Origin of the sequence: Bradyrhizobium rifense (assembly GCF_008123425.1) — a bacterium.
GTDB lineage: Bacteria > Pseudomonadota > Alphaproteobacteria > Rhizobiales > Xanthobacteraceae > Bradyrhizobium > Bradyrhizobium rifense.
Window position 1 is genome coordinate 67465 of record NZ_VSSS01000084.1, and the last position, 14962, is coordinate 82426.

Below are 14962 nucleotides of genomic sequence, written 5' to 3' on the forward strand. Positions count from 1 at the left end.
CGATCAAACCGCCAAGCGCCGCAGTGGATCAGCGACGGGGGCCTCTTCCCGCCGGATGGTGAGCATCAGAATCGCCGCCAGCACCGTGGTTCCCGCCAACAAGTAAAGTCCGGCGCTGGTCGAGCCGAAAGTATCGTTCGCCCAGATACGAACGTTTGGCGAGATAAATCCACCGATGTTTCCAAGCGAGTTGACGAGGGCGATGCCCGCCACGGCGACGACCCCGCCCAGGTAACCCGTCAGAGTCTGCCAGAAAATCGGCTGCACCGCCCAGAGTCCGGCAACCGCGATGCAAAGCGACGCGACCGCAATGATGGGATTTGCCGACGCGGAGCCCGCCATGCCTATCGCTGCGACAACGAAGCTCGCCGCGCCCCAGAAGCGACTGCCGCCCAATTTGCTGGACCATGCGGGCACCGTGGCGACGGCCACAAGGGCACAGGCCCAGGGAATCGCGACCATGAGGCCGAAGCCGAGTCCAGAGGTCTGGCCAATCAAACGTCCCAGCTGGGACGGCAGATAGAACACGACGATCGCGATACTCATCTGCATCAGCGCGTAGATCACGATGAAGCGCAGCACGGTGCTGTCCTTCAGCGATGCGAGAAAGCTGCCCGAGCCATGGACCAGCTTGTCAGCGTCCTCCGCCGCAAGGACCGCTGACAGTTCCGTTTTCTCCTCCGGCGTCAGCCACGCGGCGTCGGCCGGACCGTTGTCGAGATAGAAGTAAGCCCAGACGCCAATGGCGGATGCAAACAGGCCTTCGAGCAGGAACATCCATTGCCAGCCCGCGAGACCGGCGACGCCGTCCATCTGCAACAACAAGCCCGATACCGGACCGCCAAGCACGAAGGAGAGAGGCGCACCGAAATAAAACAGCCCAAGCATGCTCACGCGCTTTCGGGCCGGGAACCAGTAGGTCAGGAACAGGATCACACCGGGAAAGAATCCAGCCTCGGCGGCGCCCAGGAGCAGGCGGATGACATAAAACATGGTGTTGCCCTGCACGAACATCATGGCCGCCGATACCAGGCCCCACAGCACCATGATTCGGCACATCCATATCTTGGCCCCGAAGCGGGCGAGCCCGAAATTGCTCGGGATTTCGAAGATCAGGTAGGTGACGAAGAAGAGGCTGGCGCCGAAGGCGAAGGCCGCGTCGGACATGCCTGTCGCATCTTGCAGATGCTGCTTGGCAAAGCCGACATTCACCCGGTCGAGGAACGCGGCCACATACATCAGCAGCAGAAATGGTATCAGGCGCCTGCGCCCCTTGCGGATCGCGCTTTCAACGACCGGGCTATAGTCGGCCCCTTCCGGACCGACGCGAGTGTTCCGATGGCTGCCATTTTTCGCTCCCTCTTCGATTATCGGCGTGCCTGGATTGGCCGCTCATCAATGGTCACAGTCGCTGGCCGTCTTGGTGCGGCTTGCGACCTTCAGGGCTCAGCCCGCGGTGACGCGGGCGACATTGGCGGGGGTGTAGTCCCCTTCGGGAAAGCGGAAAAAATCCCGCATCGCCATCAGCTGATTGTCCATCATCACGGTTCCCGGCTGCACGTGACAGCCGCGCTGCTTGGCAGCGGAGAGCCAGGGCGTCAGCGGCGGATGAACCACCACGTCGCCGGCCAAGGCCCCACGTTCGAGTCCGGCGGGATCGATGGCGATCGGATCTTCGTTCTTCATGCCAATCGGGCTGGCGTTGACCACGAGATCAAACCCCTGCGCCACGGCTTCTGACGTGCCCGATGGCGTGCCGGCGGCCTCGAGGCGCGATGCGAGATCCGCAGCCCGGTCCTTGGCGATATCGGCCACGTGAACAGAGGCAGCCTTGGCCTCGGCAATGGCAAAGGCGATCGCGGTGCCGACACCGCCCGAGCCCACGACCAAGGCGCGTCGACCGGCGACACGCTGACCGGAGCCGACCAGGCCTTGTACGAATCCGAAACCATCGAGGATGTCGCCGGTCCAGCGACCATCGGGCTCGCGGCGCATCACGTTCACTGATCGGACCAGCTCCGCCCTGGTGGTCAGGGCGTCGCAAAGGTGAACTGCGGCCGGCTTGTGCGGAATCGTCACGATGAGGCCGACGATATTCTGAATCGTCTTCAAGCCGGCTACGAACGCCTGGAGGTCAGCGGGCTTGACGTGCAGAGGGATGCAGGCCGCGTTGAAACCATTGGCCTTGAACAGTGCACTCCAGACTTCCGGCGCGCGAACCTGGCGGATCGGATCGCCGACGATGCCCAGCAGCTGGGTCGATCCATCGATGATCTTGCCCATTAGGTCACGTCCTCGGCAGCGAGGAGGTAGGCGAGGTCGTAGACGGCGGACTGCTCCGAGGCAATCTTGAGCGTGTCCTGCAACGCCGCCTTGATCGCCGGCATCGCGGCTTCCAACTCGCGCCGGCCAACGCCGTCGACGAGCACGACCGCATCGAAGATGTCCTCGCCGGTGTCGGCACGCAGCTCCGTTTCTCGTGTCTTCACCCGCGTCGTATCCGGTGCAGCGACGCCGAGGTGCGCGCCAACCACGCCATCGAGCGCAGCAATGCGGTGGGCGAGCTTCCCGGCCTGCGCCTCGAAATCGGTCAAGCCTCCGGGCTCCAAATCAAGACGGATCGTCGCGAGCGCACCGCCGATGCCGCGGCCTGTGCTGGCCGACGTAATGCAGGCCGAACGCGCAAAGTTGAGGAAGTTCGGCTGGTTGCGGGTCGTCCACTTGGTCGGATTGTTCAGGCGTGCCCGGTAGTCGTCGGAGCTTAGGACCTCGAGCGTCTTGGTCTCATAAAGCGTGAACCAGCGCTGGTGCTTGAGATTCCAATCCACCGCACGGCGCCCGGCCAGGAACCCCGGCACCCCGAGGCGCTCCGGCATGTGCTGGCGCGTATGCCAATTGTTGTATTCGGCTTCGCCCGCTTCGGCGATGTCATGCCACACCGCCATGAACGCTCTGCCTTTGAGAGCCATCAGCTCCCTCCCGTTTATTTTGTTCTCTGATATGAACATGTTTATAGACATGAACTAGCGGGAGTCAACTGGCCAGAGGGCCAATGGATCGATCACCTGCTACGCGGCTGCGCCGCGCAGCCACGCCGCACCCCTGGCGTACAGAGCTTCGACCTCCGGCCCCTTGAGGCCAGGCATGTCCTTCTTCACCGTGTAGCCAATACGCGTCTGCAAATAGGCGAGGTGCCGATAGCCTGCTGGGAACTGCTCCAGCAGCGCACGGTCGAGCTGAGGCACTGCACCGGGGGTGACCGGGTCCATGCGATCTTTCTCGTAGATCGGCTGGCGCAGAACGATGCCCCACTTCCCTTCGCGCTTCTCGAGGAAGTCATAGAACCGTCCGGTGCAGAGAACGTCGGCCAGCACGCCTTCGACCTCGGCACGCTGGGAGATCGTCATCTTGGTTTGGGATATGGCCCGTTCGCCTGCGAGATCGACCGCGATACCGCCAAGGAAATGCAGGATGCTGACACCCTTGACCCAGCCCTCCTTACTGATCGCGATGAATTCGTCCCCCGTGCCTTGCGTCCAGGTGGCCATCATCCGACCGTCCTTGTGCCAGACCGTGCGGAACCGTTCCCAGTCACCGGCATCGCGCCAGACGACCCAGTTCTGTAGCAGCTCGCGGATCAGCCGCTCATCCCTGACAGCGTTCTCTTCCGGCAAAAGGTCTGTTCTGTCGTGCATGCCGCCCATCGTTTGGCTCCCGCGTGTTCCTATATAAAAACGCGTTCACAAATACGCACGCTGGGGCGGCCTGCGTCAACTGCTTTGGGAGGTCGAACGGTCTAGGCAGTCCGCTTCGGCAGGAGATGACGACGCAGGTCGTCCGTCACGCGTTTGAGAGCCGCTTCTGCCTTGGCCTTTACGCCAGGGCTGAACCGCGCTGCCGGAACCGCGACGTTGATGGCGCCTACCGGAGCGTTGCCGGCATCCAGAACCGGCACGGCGATGCCAATGATTCCGGGCGTCCATTCCTCGTGCGAATAGGCGAACCCGGTTTCCCTGATAGCGCTGAGCTGCTTGCGCAGCGCCGATACCGATCTGAGCGTTGCCGGCGTGGCAGCGTTGAATCGCACCCGCCCGAAATACTCTTTTTGGAAATCGGACGGCATATAGGCAAGGATCGCCTTTCCGCCGGACGTGGCATAAAGCGGTGCGAGATCGCCAAGGCGCATATGGGTGACCAGTCTGGCCGGTCCGAGGACCGTCGCCACGACTTCGGCCTCGTCGCCCTTCAGCTGATTGAGGGCGCTGCTCTCGCCGGCCTCCCGCGTGATATCTGCCAGGAATGCCTCTGCTTGGGCCATGAGGTCCCGCGCCTGACCCGCGCTCTGAGACAGGCTCAGCAAGGTGGGGCCCAGCCTGTAACCCCGACCGCTTGGCGTGACTTCGACGTAACCCCGCGCAATCAGGTTGCGCAGCAGCTGGGTCAGGCTGCTCTTCGGAATCTGAAGGGCCTCCCCGATTTCGTTGTGCGCCATTTCTCGGCCGGCACGAGCCAACAGTTCGAGAAGATCGAGGACTCGGTCGGCGGACTTCACCGCGCCTTGTGTGCTATCCGACATCAATCATCTCGTTCATAAGTGTGAACGCATACTGCGGGCTGGCTGGATGGTCAAGGGAAGTAGTCCGCTGCCGGCTGATGTTGGTGTTGCGCTCTGATCTCGACACCAAGCAACCCGGCCGAGTTGGACTTTCACCTCTCGGCGCGCGGCCTCTGGCACCTTAGGCTTCGTGAAGTCCAATTGTGTAGCGACGCGAGCGCGCCTTCAGTCTCGCGGGTGGACGATCCATTGGCGCGAGGTAATGAATTTGCCCGTCAAGTCGGGCTTTGGCGTCTGCGTGTTCGTATTGCGCGGCATGACTTCGATCATAGCGAATCTAGCCGGAAGAAGGCCTCATGATCGAATGGGCGCAGGCATCGTCGCGTCGATCAGGTAGCGAGCCAGACCGGCGTCAGGTGCTGGTCACCCTAGAGGGGCCCAGCTGGCAAGTCGGCCGCGCTGCGCAGCGCTGCCGACAGCTTTCTCGCGAAGAGCCGCGCCGCGTAACCTGCGGCTCGGGACGCTGATATCGCGGATTCTACCGCTCAGATGATCATCTATTGATACCGTCGATTACGTTCGTTCTGCTTTGTCGAGATTGTTTCTGGCGCGAAACTGTTGCGGTTAGCGAACCTTGGGGCGGAGCCGTTTCACACGACTAGCTCCGACCGCTCGGAGGACTGCATGTCGGGTGTATGAGTCAGTCCCATCATGGATGGGAGCGAGACTTCAAGTCTTTCAATTGGTTAGGAGGCGGCGAGTGCACAACGTGTGCGCGCCGGGAGATCAAAAAAGATATCGCGACAGCCAGCATGAGCAGGGTTCTTCGAAACGGTAGATCGCTCGTAGAACCCTCGAAGAGGAAGAGGAAGAGGCGACCGACGAGGCTCTGACCGAAATCGCAAAGACGGCGATCAATCAGGAGGCTGAAGCAGCCTGACCCTTTCGTGTGAGTTAGAAAACGCCCCGCGTGCGGGGCGTTTTTTATTTCCGTCGAGAGGCGGGCGCCTGGTTCCATTTTTTGACAGTGAGTTCAGACATTCGCCACAAAGCTTGGCGACACATCCGCCAGTCCCCGCATCGAGGCTGCCGTGACCCGATATTCACTGGAAGAACTACGTCAACGCTATGTCATAGAGGGCAGGCCCCTTGAGGCAAGCCTCGAAGAAATCCTGCGCGCTGACAGCCGCGCGGGAGCACGGGGTATCTTGGCGATGATCGAAAAGCGGCGCTTTGAAAATCGGTCCGAAGGTCAGCGGCTTCGCAAGATGCTCCGCTTTGAAACACGTCTCTGGCAAGAAGGCCAGGAAGCTATCGCGGGCGTCGATGAGGCTGGCATGAGTCCGCTCGCGGGGCCAGTCGCGGCTGCCGCAGTGATATTGAAGCCCGGCACGCGCATATTTGGAATCGACGATTCAAAAAAGCTGGACGCAAATTCGCGCGAGTCTCTCGCGAAAGAGATCAAGGAAAAGGCGGCCTCATGGTCTGTCGCGTTTGTTGAGGTAGAGGAGATCGACACCATCAACATCTACTGGGCGGGCATCCTTGCCATGCGGCGGGCTGTTGAAGGGCTGGAAGTCACTCCGCAGCATCTTTTGATCGACGCGAAACGCTTGAAAGACATCGCGATCCCGCAGCAGGCGATAATCAAGGGCGACACCAAATCCGCAAGCATCGCTGCCGCCTCTATTTTGGCGAAGGTTTCGCGCGATGCGCTGATGCGAACGCTTGACATGCGTCATCCCGGCTACGGCTTCGCCGACCACAAGGGCTATCCCGTACGCGCCCACTATGCCGCTCTGTCCAGGCTAGGCGCATGCGCTGCCCATAGACGTTCGTTCGGCCCTGTGCGTGAAGTCCTTGGCTTGCCGCCGTTGCCACCTTGGCCTTTGCCAACGGAGCGTGCCGACGCCCCGTCGGGGCCTGAGGCATCGCTGTTGCGCGCTGCGAGCACTTAACCCGCTCGGACCTCGACGAATCCCTACTTCGGGGGCGCTCCGGTCGCTGTCTCGCTAGAGGGAGCGGTCACCGTGACGTCATGGCCCTCACGTAGCGCGATTGAAGCGGCCGCAACTGCGGCCTCGAACGCAGCTTCCTTCGTGGCGTATTCATTCTCCGCCTTGCCGTCGTGGCGTATGCGCCACGCGCCGTCTCTTCCAATTATCTCATATTTCGCGATTCCCATGATTTGTCTTCCTAGCTGGCGTCGTGGGCAGTTTTGGTAGGCTGGTGTTGTTTGGATGGGGGAAAGCTCTTCTATAATCCCTCGGTTTTGCCTTTAATTGGGGTCGCCGAACGCTCTCGTCAGGCCCCCAAGAAATCCTCTCGCCGCTTCGCTCCGGTGCTGAACTCAACGTTTTAAAGCACTCGTGCTTTGCTTTCTTTCTGAGCGTCGCGCCCCGCCGTATGCCGCGCGGCTCTTCGTTTGCTCAAGCGAAGCGTGTCGGTCTCGGGGGGTGGGCCGTCTTGGGGTGGCGATCGTGCAGAAACTCGGCGAGGTCGTTGGCAATGACGCCGTCGTCTATGGCGGCGGCGAACAGACGCTCCTTGCGCGTCGCGCGGGAGATCGGCCCACGTCTTCAATGCTGCTCTCCCGAGCAGCGCACCGAACCTTTGTTCATCACCTTGGGCAGAGCGACCTCTCTCCATTACCGTATCCTGTAGGGGCGGCTCGTCGATCTTTGCCGAAGTGCCCATGGCGGCCTGGCGCGATCCTTCGTCGGCCAGTCTGCCATCTCCGGCCACCTCGCCAACTAAACGTTTGGCCGTCCCAGCGCTGGAGTGTTTCCTCCTCATTGCATTGCCTTTCGTCAGATGTCTTTGGCGCTGTCGCCGCCTGTGACCTCGTACTCGGCGCCCGTCACCATTTGGCGGAGTCGGATGCGAGGAAGACCGCAGCCGGCGAGATGTCGTCCGGCTGGAGCCAGCCGACCTTGCCTTGTTCGCCGAAGGACTCGCTGACACGCTTCTCGTATCGGGTGAGGGCGGTGTCGACGAGGCCGGGGATGAGCGCGTTCACGGTGATGTTGTATTCGCCGAGCTCCATCGCCGCGGACTTCGTCAGGCCGAGAATACCCCATTTGGATGCGGAATAGCTCGAGGCGTCCTTGGTGCCGTGCTTGCCCTGCATGGAAGAGAGGAGGATGAAACGGCCCTTCTTACGTGCGACCATCTTGGGCGCGAACGCGCGGACGGTGTTGGCGGTGCCGTTGAGATTGTTGTCGATGACGTCCCGCCAGTCCGTGTCCTCCATATCGAGGAGCGGCATCCAGCGCTGAATGGCCGCGTTGGCTACCACGACGTCGATCCTGCCGTAATCTCGCTCCATGCGATCAGCTTGTGACGCCAGGCCGCGATGTCGCGAATGTCGGCCTTGATACTCTCGCCCTTGCTGCCGAACGACTTGATCATGCGGACCGTCTCGTCGAGCTCTTCTTGGGAGGCCGGCACGGCATTTGATGTAGGAGAAACCTCGCCCGCAATATCGATGGCCACGATGTCGGCGCCATTGGCCGCCATTTCGACAGCAATCGCTCGGCCTATGCCGCGCGCGGCGCCGGTCACGACGACGATCTTGTCTCGGAGCATGGAGCCGCGACCAGGCCGGATCGGGCCGGCGCTACGCTCCCGCCGGCGCCTCGGGCACCGGTTTGCCCTCGAGCTCCTTTGGTCCGCTGTTCGAACGTACCTGTGCCGCCGCCGATCCGACGGCGGCCAATGCGCCTACCGCGGCTGCGCCTTTCAGCACTCCACGCCGTGCCTGATCCGCCATTTGTTGCTCCCTTTGCCACAGGCTGGCAACGGGCCGACCGCAGGACCGTTCCTAGAGTCGGGCTAGGTGCGTATCCAGAAGCCGGCTCTAGCAGGCTCTCTGTCAGCTTGAGGTGGTGGGAGGCGACAACGGGTCATCGAAAACCTTCTGCTTGGCCCATGGCCAATTGCGCGATCCATTCTAGCGGGCCCTGCTACGCTCTCTGCAGGTGTCGGCGCCTTGCATTGGAGGTCATGACAAGCATGCCAAGCTACCTTGATTAGCGTGTGCTCTAATGGAACCGGCGCGCTCGGCATCGTGTCGGCGATCATGACCAAGCGTCGGGATATTTGTACGGCATCTTCAACGCGCAGGCCTTCTGGGCCATGGCGGCTTCTTGCGCAATAGCCCTTCCCCTGGCGCGAAGGCTTCGGGAGCCGCCATAACTCGGATATGCGTCAAGCCGCCCGTACGGGCTGCCGTTGCTTCCGCAGCCTTGCAATCGCTTCCAATGGCGGACGCTCGGCCTGACAATAATCGGACCAGGCTTTTGACCTCCGGAGCAATCGGGGGACCGCATGGATTGTGAACTGCAGCGGATCCAAACCGTTTTTGACCTGCGACCAAGTGATCGGCATTGAGACTGGCCCATGTGGCCGACCGCGCGGAGAGAGTGGCGCTACGGCCGTCGAAAATTGATCGTTTCGAAGATAGTCGAGGAATATCTTGCCGGTTCGTTTCGCCTTACTCATGTTGATCAGGTATCGATCGGGGCTGTCGCTTGCCATCTGGCTGCAGACGTCGCGTGCGAACTGCTTTGCTGTAGGCCAGTCGAGCTTCTGGCCTTTTTTCGGGCGCGCGAGCGGGGTCACGACATGCAGCCCCTTGCCGCCGGTAGTCTTGCAAAATGACACGAGTCCGAGCGCGGCAAGTCGATCCCGCATTTCCCTGGCTGCTTCGATCACGGCGTCAAATTCAACATCCGGCGCCGGATCGAGGTCGAAGACCAGACGGCCGGGCAGGGCGGGCTCGCCAGGCTGGTTGTTCCACGGGTGAAGCTCGACGCCGGCGCTTTGCGCGACGGCGGCCAATCCCTCGATGCGGTCGATCTGGACGTATGGCTTGCGGTCGCCCGAGACCCAGACTTCTTCAAGGAGATTGGAGCCACCTTTCATCGAATGTCTTTGGAAGAAGCGCTGTCCCTCGATGCCGTCCGGTGCCCTTATAATCGAACAAGGTCGCCCCTTGAGGTGCCCGATCATCCAGGCTCCCACGCTCTCGAAATACTTGGCGAGATCGAGTTTGCTAATCGCTCCCTCGCCATCGTCGGGCCAAAGAACCTTGTCGGGACGGCTCAAAGGTACCCCCATCACGACCCCGTCGGAAACGCCAACGGATCCGCCAGGCCGCTTGGCGCCGGGTGAAGAAGCTGGATCCGCAATCTGAGCCTTGTCCGCCCGCACAGGCGTTTCGGCCTCGACCTCTTTGGCCGGCTTGTCCTGTCGCAGTCCCTTGAAAGCGGCCTGCCGGATCATGCCAGCACCCGTGAAGCCCGCGAACTCGATCTCAGCGACCAGCTCCGGCTTGAGCCAATGCATTCCGGCCTTCTTGCGAGGCGCATTGGCGCCTCCGAACGGATTTGTCTCAGACGCAGCGGCCTTGAGCCTTGGCATCAGCCGCGAAACCTTGTCGGCGGCAAAGCCCGTTCCTACGTTGCCGACATAGACCAGATGGTCTCCACGATACACACCGGCCATCAGCGACCTGAATTGGCCGCCGTTGCTGTTCCAGCCGCCGATGACGACCTCGTGCCCGGCGCGGCACTTTGCTTTGGCCCAGGATTCGGTGCGTCCCGAAACATACGGCGCGTCGGCTTGCTTCGAGACAATACCCTCGAGGGACATCCGGCAAGCGGATTTGAGGACAGCATCGCCCCCGCTTTCGAAATGTTCGACGAAGCGGATTTCGACATGGCTTTTGCTGTAGACCTTTTCGATCAACCGCTTCAACGACTGCTTGCGGTCGAGGAGAGGCTGCCGGCGCAGATCTTGAGTCCCGAGAAATAGAAGGTCGAACGCATAGAAGATCAGATCTTCGGTCTTCTTCTCCGACAGTGCGGCCTGCAATCCGGCAAAGTCAGGCGACCCGTGGTGGTCTAGGGCAACGATTTCGCCATCCAAGATGCAATCTGGGAGCGCCTTGGCCGCCCTTGCGATTGCATCGAACTTCCCCGTCCAATCCAGACCCTTTCGGGTCTTCAATGTGACGTGCCCGTCCTCGACCCGCATCTGAATGCGGTAACCATCAAACTTAATTTCGTGCACCCACTCACCATTGCTGGGGGGGCGCTCGACGGAGTTGCACAGCTGGGGCGCAATGAACGCAGGCAGGCCTCGATCGCGATGCTGCTCGCTCTCTTCATTCTCCGGCCTAAGAGACTTTCTCGTTCGAGATTTCTTCGCTCGCTGCCCGGGAGCGAAAGATCGTTTTTTCACTGAGGCTTTGCTTGCGGCGGCCCGACGCAACTTCCGATCTGCGTCGATCTTTGCGCGCGACTTTTTCGCCGTGACGAAGAGCTTGGGCTTTCGGCCTTTGCCCGCCGTGATCTCGTCCATCGATCGGCCCGAGGCCACCGACAGGTCCTCCTCCAGGATGCGGTTTTTCTTTCCCTCTTGGGCGAATGCATCGCGGTGCTTGATTAGAAGCCAGTTCGTCCGCTTCTCTCCCTCCCGCGGCCGCATACGGGTCAAAATCCAGCCACCATGAAGTTTTTCTCCCTCAAGATTGAAGTCCAGTTTTCCCTTGGAGTAGGCATGCGCAGGGTCTTCGCAGTCCCAGAAACCGCGGTCCCAGACCATGACGGTGCCCCCGCCATATTGCCCCTTGGGAATTGTCCCCTCGAAGTCGCCATAGTCCAGAGGATGGTCCTCGACCTCGACGGCCAACCTCTTGTCATGGGGGTCTAGGGAAGGGCCCTTGGTCACGGCCCAGGACTTGAAGACACCGTCGAGTTCAAGCCTCAAATCATAATGTAGGTGTGAAGCCGCGTGCTTCTGGATCACGAACCGCAGGGCCTTCGACGTACCGACTTTCGCCTGCCCGCTGGGCTCATCCGTTTTGGAAAAATCGCGTTTCGCGCGGTACCTCGCGAGCAGCTTCTTCGCCATCGCCTTACCTCGATTGTTGGAACAGAAAGTTCCCGCGCCGGTTAAAGTTCCTCAAACCGTGGAGGATCGGAATGGCGCCTCGCGCCTATTGGAAGGGCTCGCTCAAACTATCGCTCGTGACCTGCCCAATCGCCCTCTATCCGGCTTCCACCCAAGCCGAAAAAACCCATTTCCATCAGATCAACACCAAGACTGGCCACCGCCTGAAACAGCAGATGGTCGATGAGCAGTCGGGTCGCGTTGTCGACAAAGGGCGCAAGGGCAGGGGCTACGAACTCTCGAAAGGCCGCTACGTCGAAATCGACGAGAACGAACTCGATGCCGTAAAACTCGAGAGCACCCACACCATCGAGATCGACGATTTCGTCCCGGCCGAGGATATCGATGAGCGATATCTCGACAAGCCGTACTACGTCGTGCCGAACGGCAAGGCGGGTGCCGACGCGTTCGTCGTCATCCGCGATGCCATGAAGCGCAAAGACAAAGTCGCTCTGGCCCGCGTCGTGCTTTCCAACAGGGAACATGTCATCGCGCTGAAGCCACTGGGGAAGGGATTGCTTGGGACGACCTTGCGATATCCCTATGAACTTCGCGATGAGGACGACTATTTCGACGACATACCGAGCCCTCGGGTCTCGAAGGACATGGTCGACTTGGCAGCGCACATTCTCGACACCAAGGCATCCAAATTCGATCCGCACAAGTTCAAGGACAAATACGAGAACGCTCTGAAGGCGCTCGTAAAGCGCAAGGCAGCCGGCAAGACGATCGAGGTGCCCGAAGAAAAGGAAGAGGAAAGCAACGTCATCGACCTAATGGATGCTCTGAAGCAAAGTCTGGGTCGCAAGCGTGTCGGAAAAGCGACAAAGGGCAGGAAGCGCGCTACGGCCCATCCCCGTCGCAAGCGAAGGGCCGCGTGACGAAGATCCGTAAGTGCATCGAAGCCATGGAAGCCCGCTCGGTCGATACCATCCCTATCGGCGAGCAATGGCAGTACGAGCCGAAATGGGATGGTTTCCGATGTCTGTTAGTCCGCGATGCCGATGCGGTTGACCTATATTCGAAGTCCGGACACAAGCTGGATCGATATTTTCCGGAAGTCGTTGCGGGCGCCCTCGCCTTAGGCGAAAAGAACTTCATCCTCGATGGCGAGCTCGTCGTTCCGGTGGCCGGCCGATTTTCGTTCGATGATCTATTGCAGCGCATCCATCCCGCGGCAAGCCGCGTAAGTAAATTGGCGGAATCGACGCCCGCCGTGTTCCTGGCGTTCGACCTGCCGAAGCGGGGCAAGGCCGACCTCGCAGTCCGCCCGCTTGCCGAACGGCGGCCGCTTCTCGAGAAGTTTGCTGCGAGATGCTTTTCCGCGAGAAATCTCTTCCGACTGTCCCCGGCGAGTGCGAAGCGAAAGGACGCCGAGCGCTGGCTGGCATCCGCCGGCGGCGGAAGCGACGGGGTGATCGCAAAGCGTCTCAATCTTCCTTATCAGGCCGATAACCGCGAAGGCATGCAGAAGATCAAGCGATATCGCAGCGCGGACTGCGTCATCGGTGGCTTCCGTTACGGAGAGAAGCGCCAGGTGGGACGCAACGTCGTCGGATCTGTCCTGCTTGGGCTCTACGACGATGATGGTCTGCTTCTTCACGTCGGATTTTCGTCTGGCATCAAAACCAAGGACAAGTTGGCCCTGACCGACAAACTCGAGACCGAAAGGCAAGCCCGGAGCTTCACGGGAAACGCCCCCGGCGGTCCGAGCCGTTGGTCCACGAAGCGGTCGTCCGAATGGCAAGCGGTGAAGCCCAAATACGTCGTCGAAGTGTCGTACGATCATTTCACCGGCGGTCGCTTCCGTCACGGGACTTCCATTTTGCGATGGCGCCCGGACAAGAAGCCTGCCCAATGAACAGGTCAGTCAAAAAATCGATCGCGATCTCCTGGCCCGGTTGGGGATCGCCGGACGCTCGTCTCGGCAATCTTGATCGACGCTCGGAATGAGCAAAGAAGTATGTCTAGCAACAGGCTCTGGCTAGGAACGGCAGGATGGAATGTGCCGTCAGCTTGCCGCGAGCGGATCGGCGGTTGACGAGCTATGCCTCGATATTAAACGCTGTCGAAATCAATAGTTCGTTCTACCGGCCGCATAGTACGACTTACGAACGCTGGGCGAGCGCCACGCCGAACGACTTTCCTTTCTCGGTAAAAGTGCCAAGATCGAAACAAGCAGAATGGGCATAGTTCTATCTCCTCAGTTTCTTGGCAGTCAAAACTCCACGCTTACTGACACCTTTGAAGATAGTCGTGGAGGCTCGGAATTGCGAATCGCGACTACCCCTCAGTGTCGCCAGCCGTCCTGTCCACCTCGACCCGGTAGCCGTCGGGCATCCGGGGCGTCCCGCCCTCGGCCGGGACGTTGCAGGCCGGGTAGGGCGCGCCGGTGCCGCCACAGTTGCAGGCGCGCGGGCCATCCCAAGGGCGATCAGGATGGGTCTCGCAGACCGCGGCAGTCCGAGAGTTGACCGCGCCTCTTTGGCTCCGCGATGTCGTCGCCTCCAATCATTTGAGGCGCCCTTACTCCTCGCGGCGGATGCGATCCCATTCGTCTGCGCTCTCACGTGCGGGGACGAGATCTTCAACTCGCTTGAGCCCGGCGGCTTTAAAGAGACCGAGAGTGATGACGACCATCATCAACACGGTTCCGGCAAGTATCAGGAGGGTCCACATGGGCGGTCTCCATGTCCGCCCCGCCTATAAACTCAGGCAGTCAGGGTACCGTTCCCCAAATGACAGGAACACTTTGACGGACACCAAGTTTTCCTGATGCCCTTCCCAAGGGTGACCCCTATTGGGCCCCAGCTCCATCGTCCCCCACTGTCTGGGGCTGGGGCCATTTTTCAAATCAGGCTACCGCCAGCACCGGCACTCAAACGAGCGGTTCGAAAGTCCGCACAGCAACCGGTCATTCCTTGCGCTTCGATACCTCGGCAACCGCACGCTCCGCCTCGGCGGCGAGCAGGCTCAGTCGATCTGCGAGCCGGATGAATAGTTGCTTCTTCGGATCGGTCGCCAGGTCCCGGATCAAGGCGCACTCTGCCGCGTCCATGCGTAGCTTTTCCACCTGGACCTGCCTGTCCTTCATTGCAGATACTCCGTTCCCACCGCAAAAATCTATACCAATGCACGGAAGCTAGCCGTCCGGTTGCCTGTTTTTCCTAGGCTCAGGCTGGGCTTTTGTCTAGTTGGGCCACGGGTCCCGTTTTGCGTGGCCAAGCAGCGCCAAAGCAAAGGGCCGCTGTCCTGACACAACGGCCCCTCACGCTTCCGGGTTTAAATAACTGCGGAATGAAATGCCTTCACCAGCCCGGTTTGCCGAATTATCCCGATGCTTTCGGTTCCGGCCACAACACATGTGAATCGGATTTAAAATTTTGGTGCTGTGCTGGAGGACATCGCCGCAGACGCCACCAATCATGTATGTATGGGCTTTTGGCCAGG

Annotated in this window: 17 protein-coding genes; 4 read left to right on the top strand and 13 right to left on the bottom strand. The window is 60.6% G+C overall.

The window, feature by feature from the left end:
* Positions 1-3: 3 nt before the first annotated feature.
* The 5 genes from FXB40_RS43090 to FXB40_RS43110 all read right to left on the bottom strand — a co-directional run bounded on the left by FXB40_RS43090 (position 4) and on the right by FXB40_RS43110 (position 4576).
* Positions 4-1368: an MFS transporter gene (locus FXB40_RS43090; RefSeq protein WP_430648186.1), complete on the bottom strand. Its 1365-nt coding sequence runs from the start codon at positions 1366-1368 to the stop codon at positions 4-6.
* 78 nt (positions 1369-1446) lie between these two features.
* A complete protein-coding gene (locus FXB40_RS43095) occupies positions 1447-2283 on the bottom strand; it encodes a shikimate dehydrogenase family protein (protein ID WP_148778301.1) in 837 nt (278 codons plus the stop codon).
* Positions 2283-3008 (bottom strand): hypothetical protein, encoded by a 726-nt coding sequence (locus FXB40_RS43100; protein WP_246208324.1) that lies wholly within the window; start codon positions 3006-3008, stop codon positions 2283-2285. Before FXB40_RS43100 ends, FXB40_RS43095 begins: the two co-directional genes overlap by 1 nt.
* Positions 3009-3068: 60 nt before the next feature.
* Complete coding sequence (locus tag FXB40_RS43105; protein ID WP_430648185.1) at positions 3069-3704, bottom strand: nuclear transport factor 2 family protein; 636 nt, start codon at positions 3702-3704, stop codon at positions 3069-3071.
* Between the two features lie 92 nt (positions 3705-3796).
* Positions 3797-4576: an IclR family transcriptional regulator gene (locus tag FXB40_RS43110; RefSeq protein ID WP_148778302.1), complete on the bottom strand. Its 780-nt coding sequence runs from the start codon at positions 4574-4576 to the stop codon at positions 3797-3799.
* A gap of 1070 nt (positions 4577-5646) precedes the next feature.
* Between FXB40_RS43110 and rnhB the strand changes: the two genes are divergently transcribed.
* Positions 5647-6513, top strand: a complete 867-nt coding sequence (gene rnhB / locus FXB40_RS43115) for a ribonuclease HII (protein WP_148778303.1) — start codon at positions 5647-5649, stop codon at positions 6511-6513.
* 23 nt (positions 6514-6536) lie between these two features.
* Here the strand turns inward: rnhB and FXB40_RS49675 are convergent, their stop codons facing one another.
* From FXB40_RS49675 to ligD, 5 genes are all read right to left on the bottom strand, one after another.
* Complete coding sequence (locus FXB40_RS49675) at positions 6537-6740, bottom strand: hypothetical protein (protein WP_148778304.1); 204 nt, start codon at positions 6738-6740, stop codon at positions 6537-6539.
* A 675-nt stretch (positions 6741-7415) separates the two neighbouring features.
* Positions 7416-7853, bottom strand: a complete 438-nt coding sequence (locus FXB40_RS43130; protein ID WP_283813017.1) for an SDR family NAD(P)-dependent oxidoreductase — start codon at positions 7851-7853, stop codon at positions 7416-7418.
* Positions 7847-8119, bottom strand: coding sequence for a Rossmann-fold NAD(P)-binding domain-containing protein (locus FXB40_RS50035; RefSeq protein WP_283813018.1), 273 nt, complete (start codon positions 8117-8119; stop codon positions 7847-7849). The genes FXB40_RS43130 and FXB40_RS50035 overlap by 7 nt, the downstream gene beginning before the upstream one ends.
* 55 nt (positions 8120-8174) lie before the next feature.
* Complete coding sequence (locus FXB40_RS49685) at positions 8175-8327, bottom strand: twin-arginine translocation signal domain-containing protein (protein WP_148778305.1); 153 nt, start codon at positions 8325-8327, stop codon at positions 8175-8177.
* Between the two features lie 437 nt (positions 8328-8764).
* Positions 8765-11473, bottom strand: a complete 2709-nt coding sequence (gene ligD / locus FXB40_RS43140) for a DNA ligase D (RefSeq protein WP_148778306.1) — start codon at positions 11471-11473, stop codon at positions 8765-8767.
* 71 nt (positions 11474-11544) lie between these two features.
* Between ligD and ku the strand changes: the two genes are divergently transcribed.
* The 3 genes from ku to FXB40_RS43155 all read left to right on the top strand — a co-directional run bounded on the left by ku (position 11545) and on the right by FXB40_RS43155 (position 13705).
* On the top strand, positions 11545-12393 hold the full coding sequence (gene ku, locus FXB40_RS43145) for a non-homologous end joining protein Ku (RefSeq protein ID WP_148778307.1): 849 nt from the start codon (positions 11545-11547) through the stop codon (positions 12391-12393).
* A 26-nt stretch (positions 12394-12419) separates the two neighbouring features.
* Entirely contained in the window at positions 12420-13373 is a 954-nt protein-coding gene (locus tag FXB40_RS43150) for an ATP-dependent DNA ligase (protein WP_148778321.1), read from the top strand.
* A gap of 137 nt (positions 13374-13510) precedes the next feature.
* Entirely contained in the window at positions 13511-13705 is a 195-nt protein-coding gene (locus tag FXB40_RS43155; protein ID WP_148778308.1) for a DUF72 domain-containing protein, read from the top strand.
* Positions 13706-14038: 333 nt separating this feature from the next.
* On the opposite strand, the gene FXB40_RS48500 is transcribed toward FXB40_RS43155, so the two are convergent.
* From FXB40_RS48500 to FXB40_RS48820, 3 genes are all read right to left on the bottom strand, one after another.
* The gene (locus FXB40_RS48500) at positions 14039-14191 is read right to left on the bottom strand and encodes a hypothetical protein (RefSeq protein ID WP_187437524.1); all 153 of its coding nucleotides are present in this window, start codon (positions 14189-14191) and stop codon (positions 14039-14041) included.
* Between the two features lie 235 nt (positions 14192-14426).
* The gene (locus FXB40_RS43160) at positions 14427-14606 is read right to left on the bottom strand and encodes a hypothetical protein (RefSeq protein ID WP_148778309.1); all 180 of its coding nucleotides are present in this window, start codon (positions 14604-14606) and stop codon (positions 14427-14429) included.
* A 174-nt stretch (positions 14607-14780) separates the two neighbouring features.
* A partial coding sequence (locus tag FXB40_RS48820) for a hypothetical protein (protein ID WP_210352239.1) occupies positions 14781-14962 on the bottom strand: 182 nt, incomplete at its 5' end.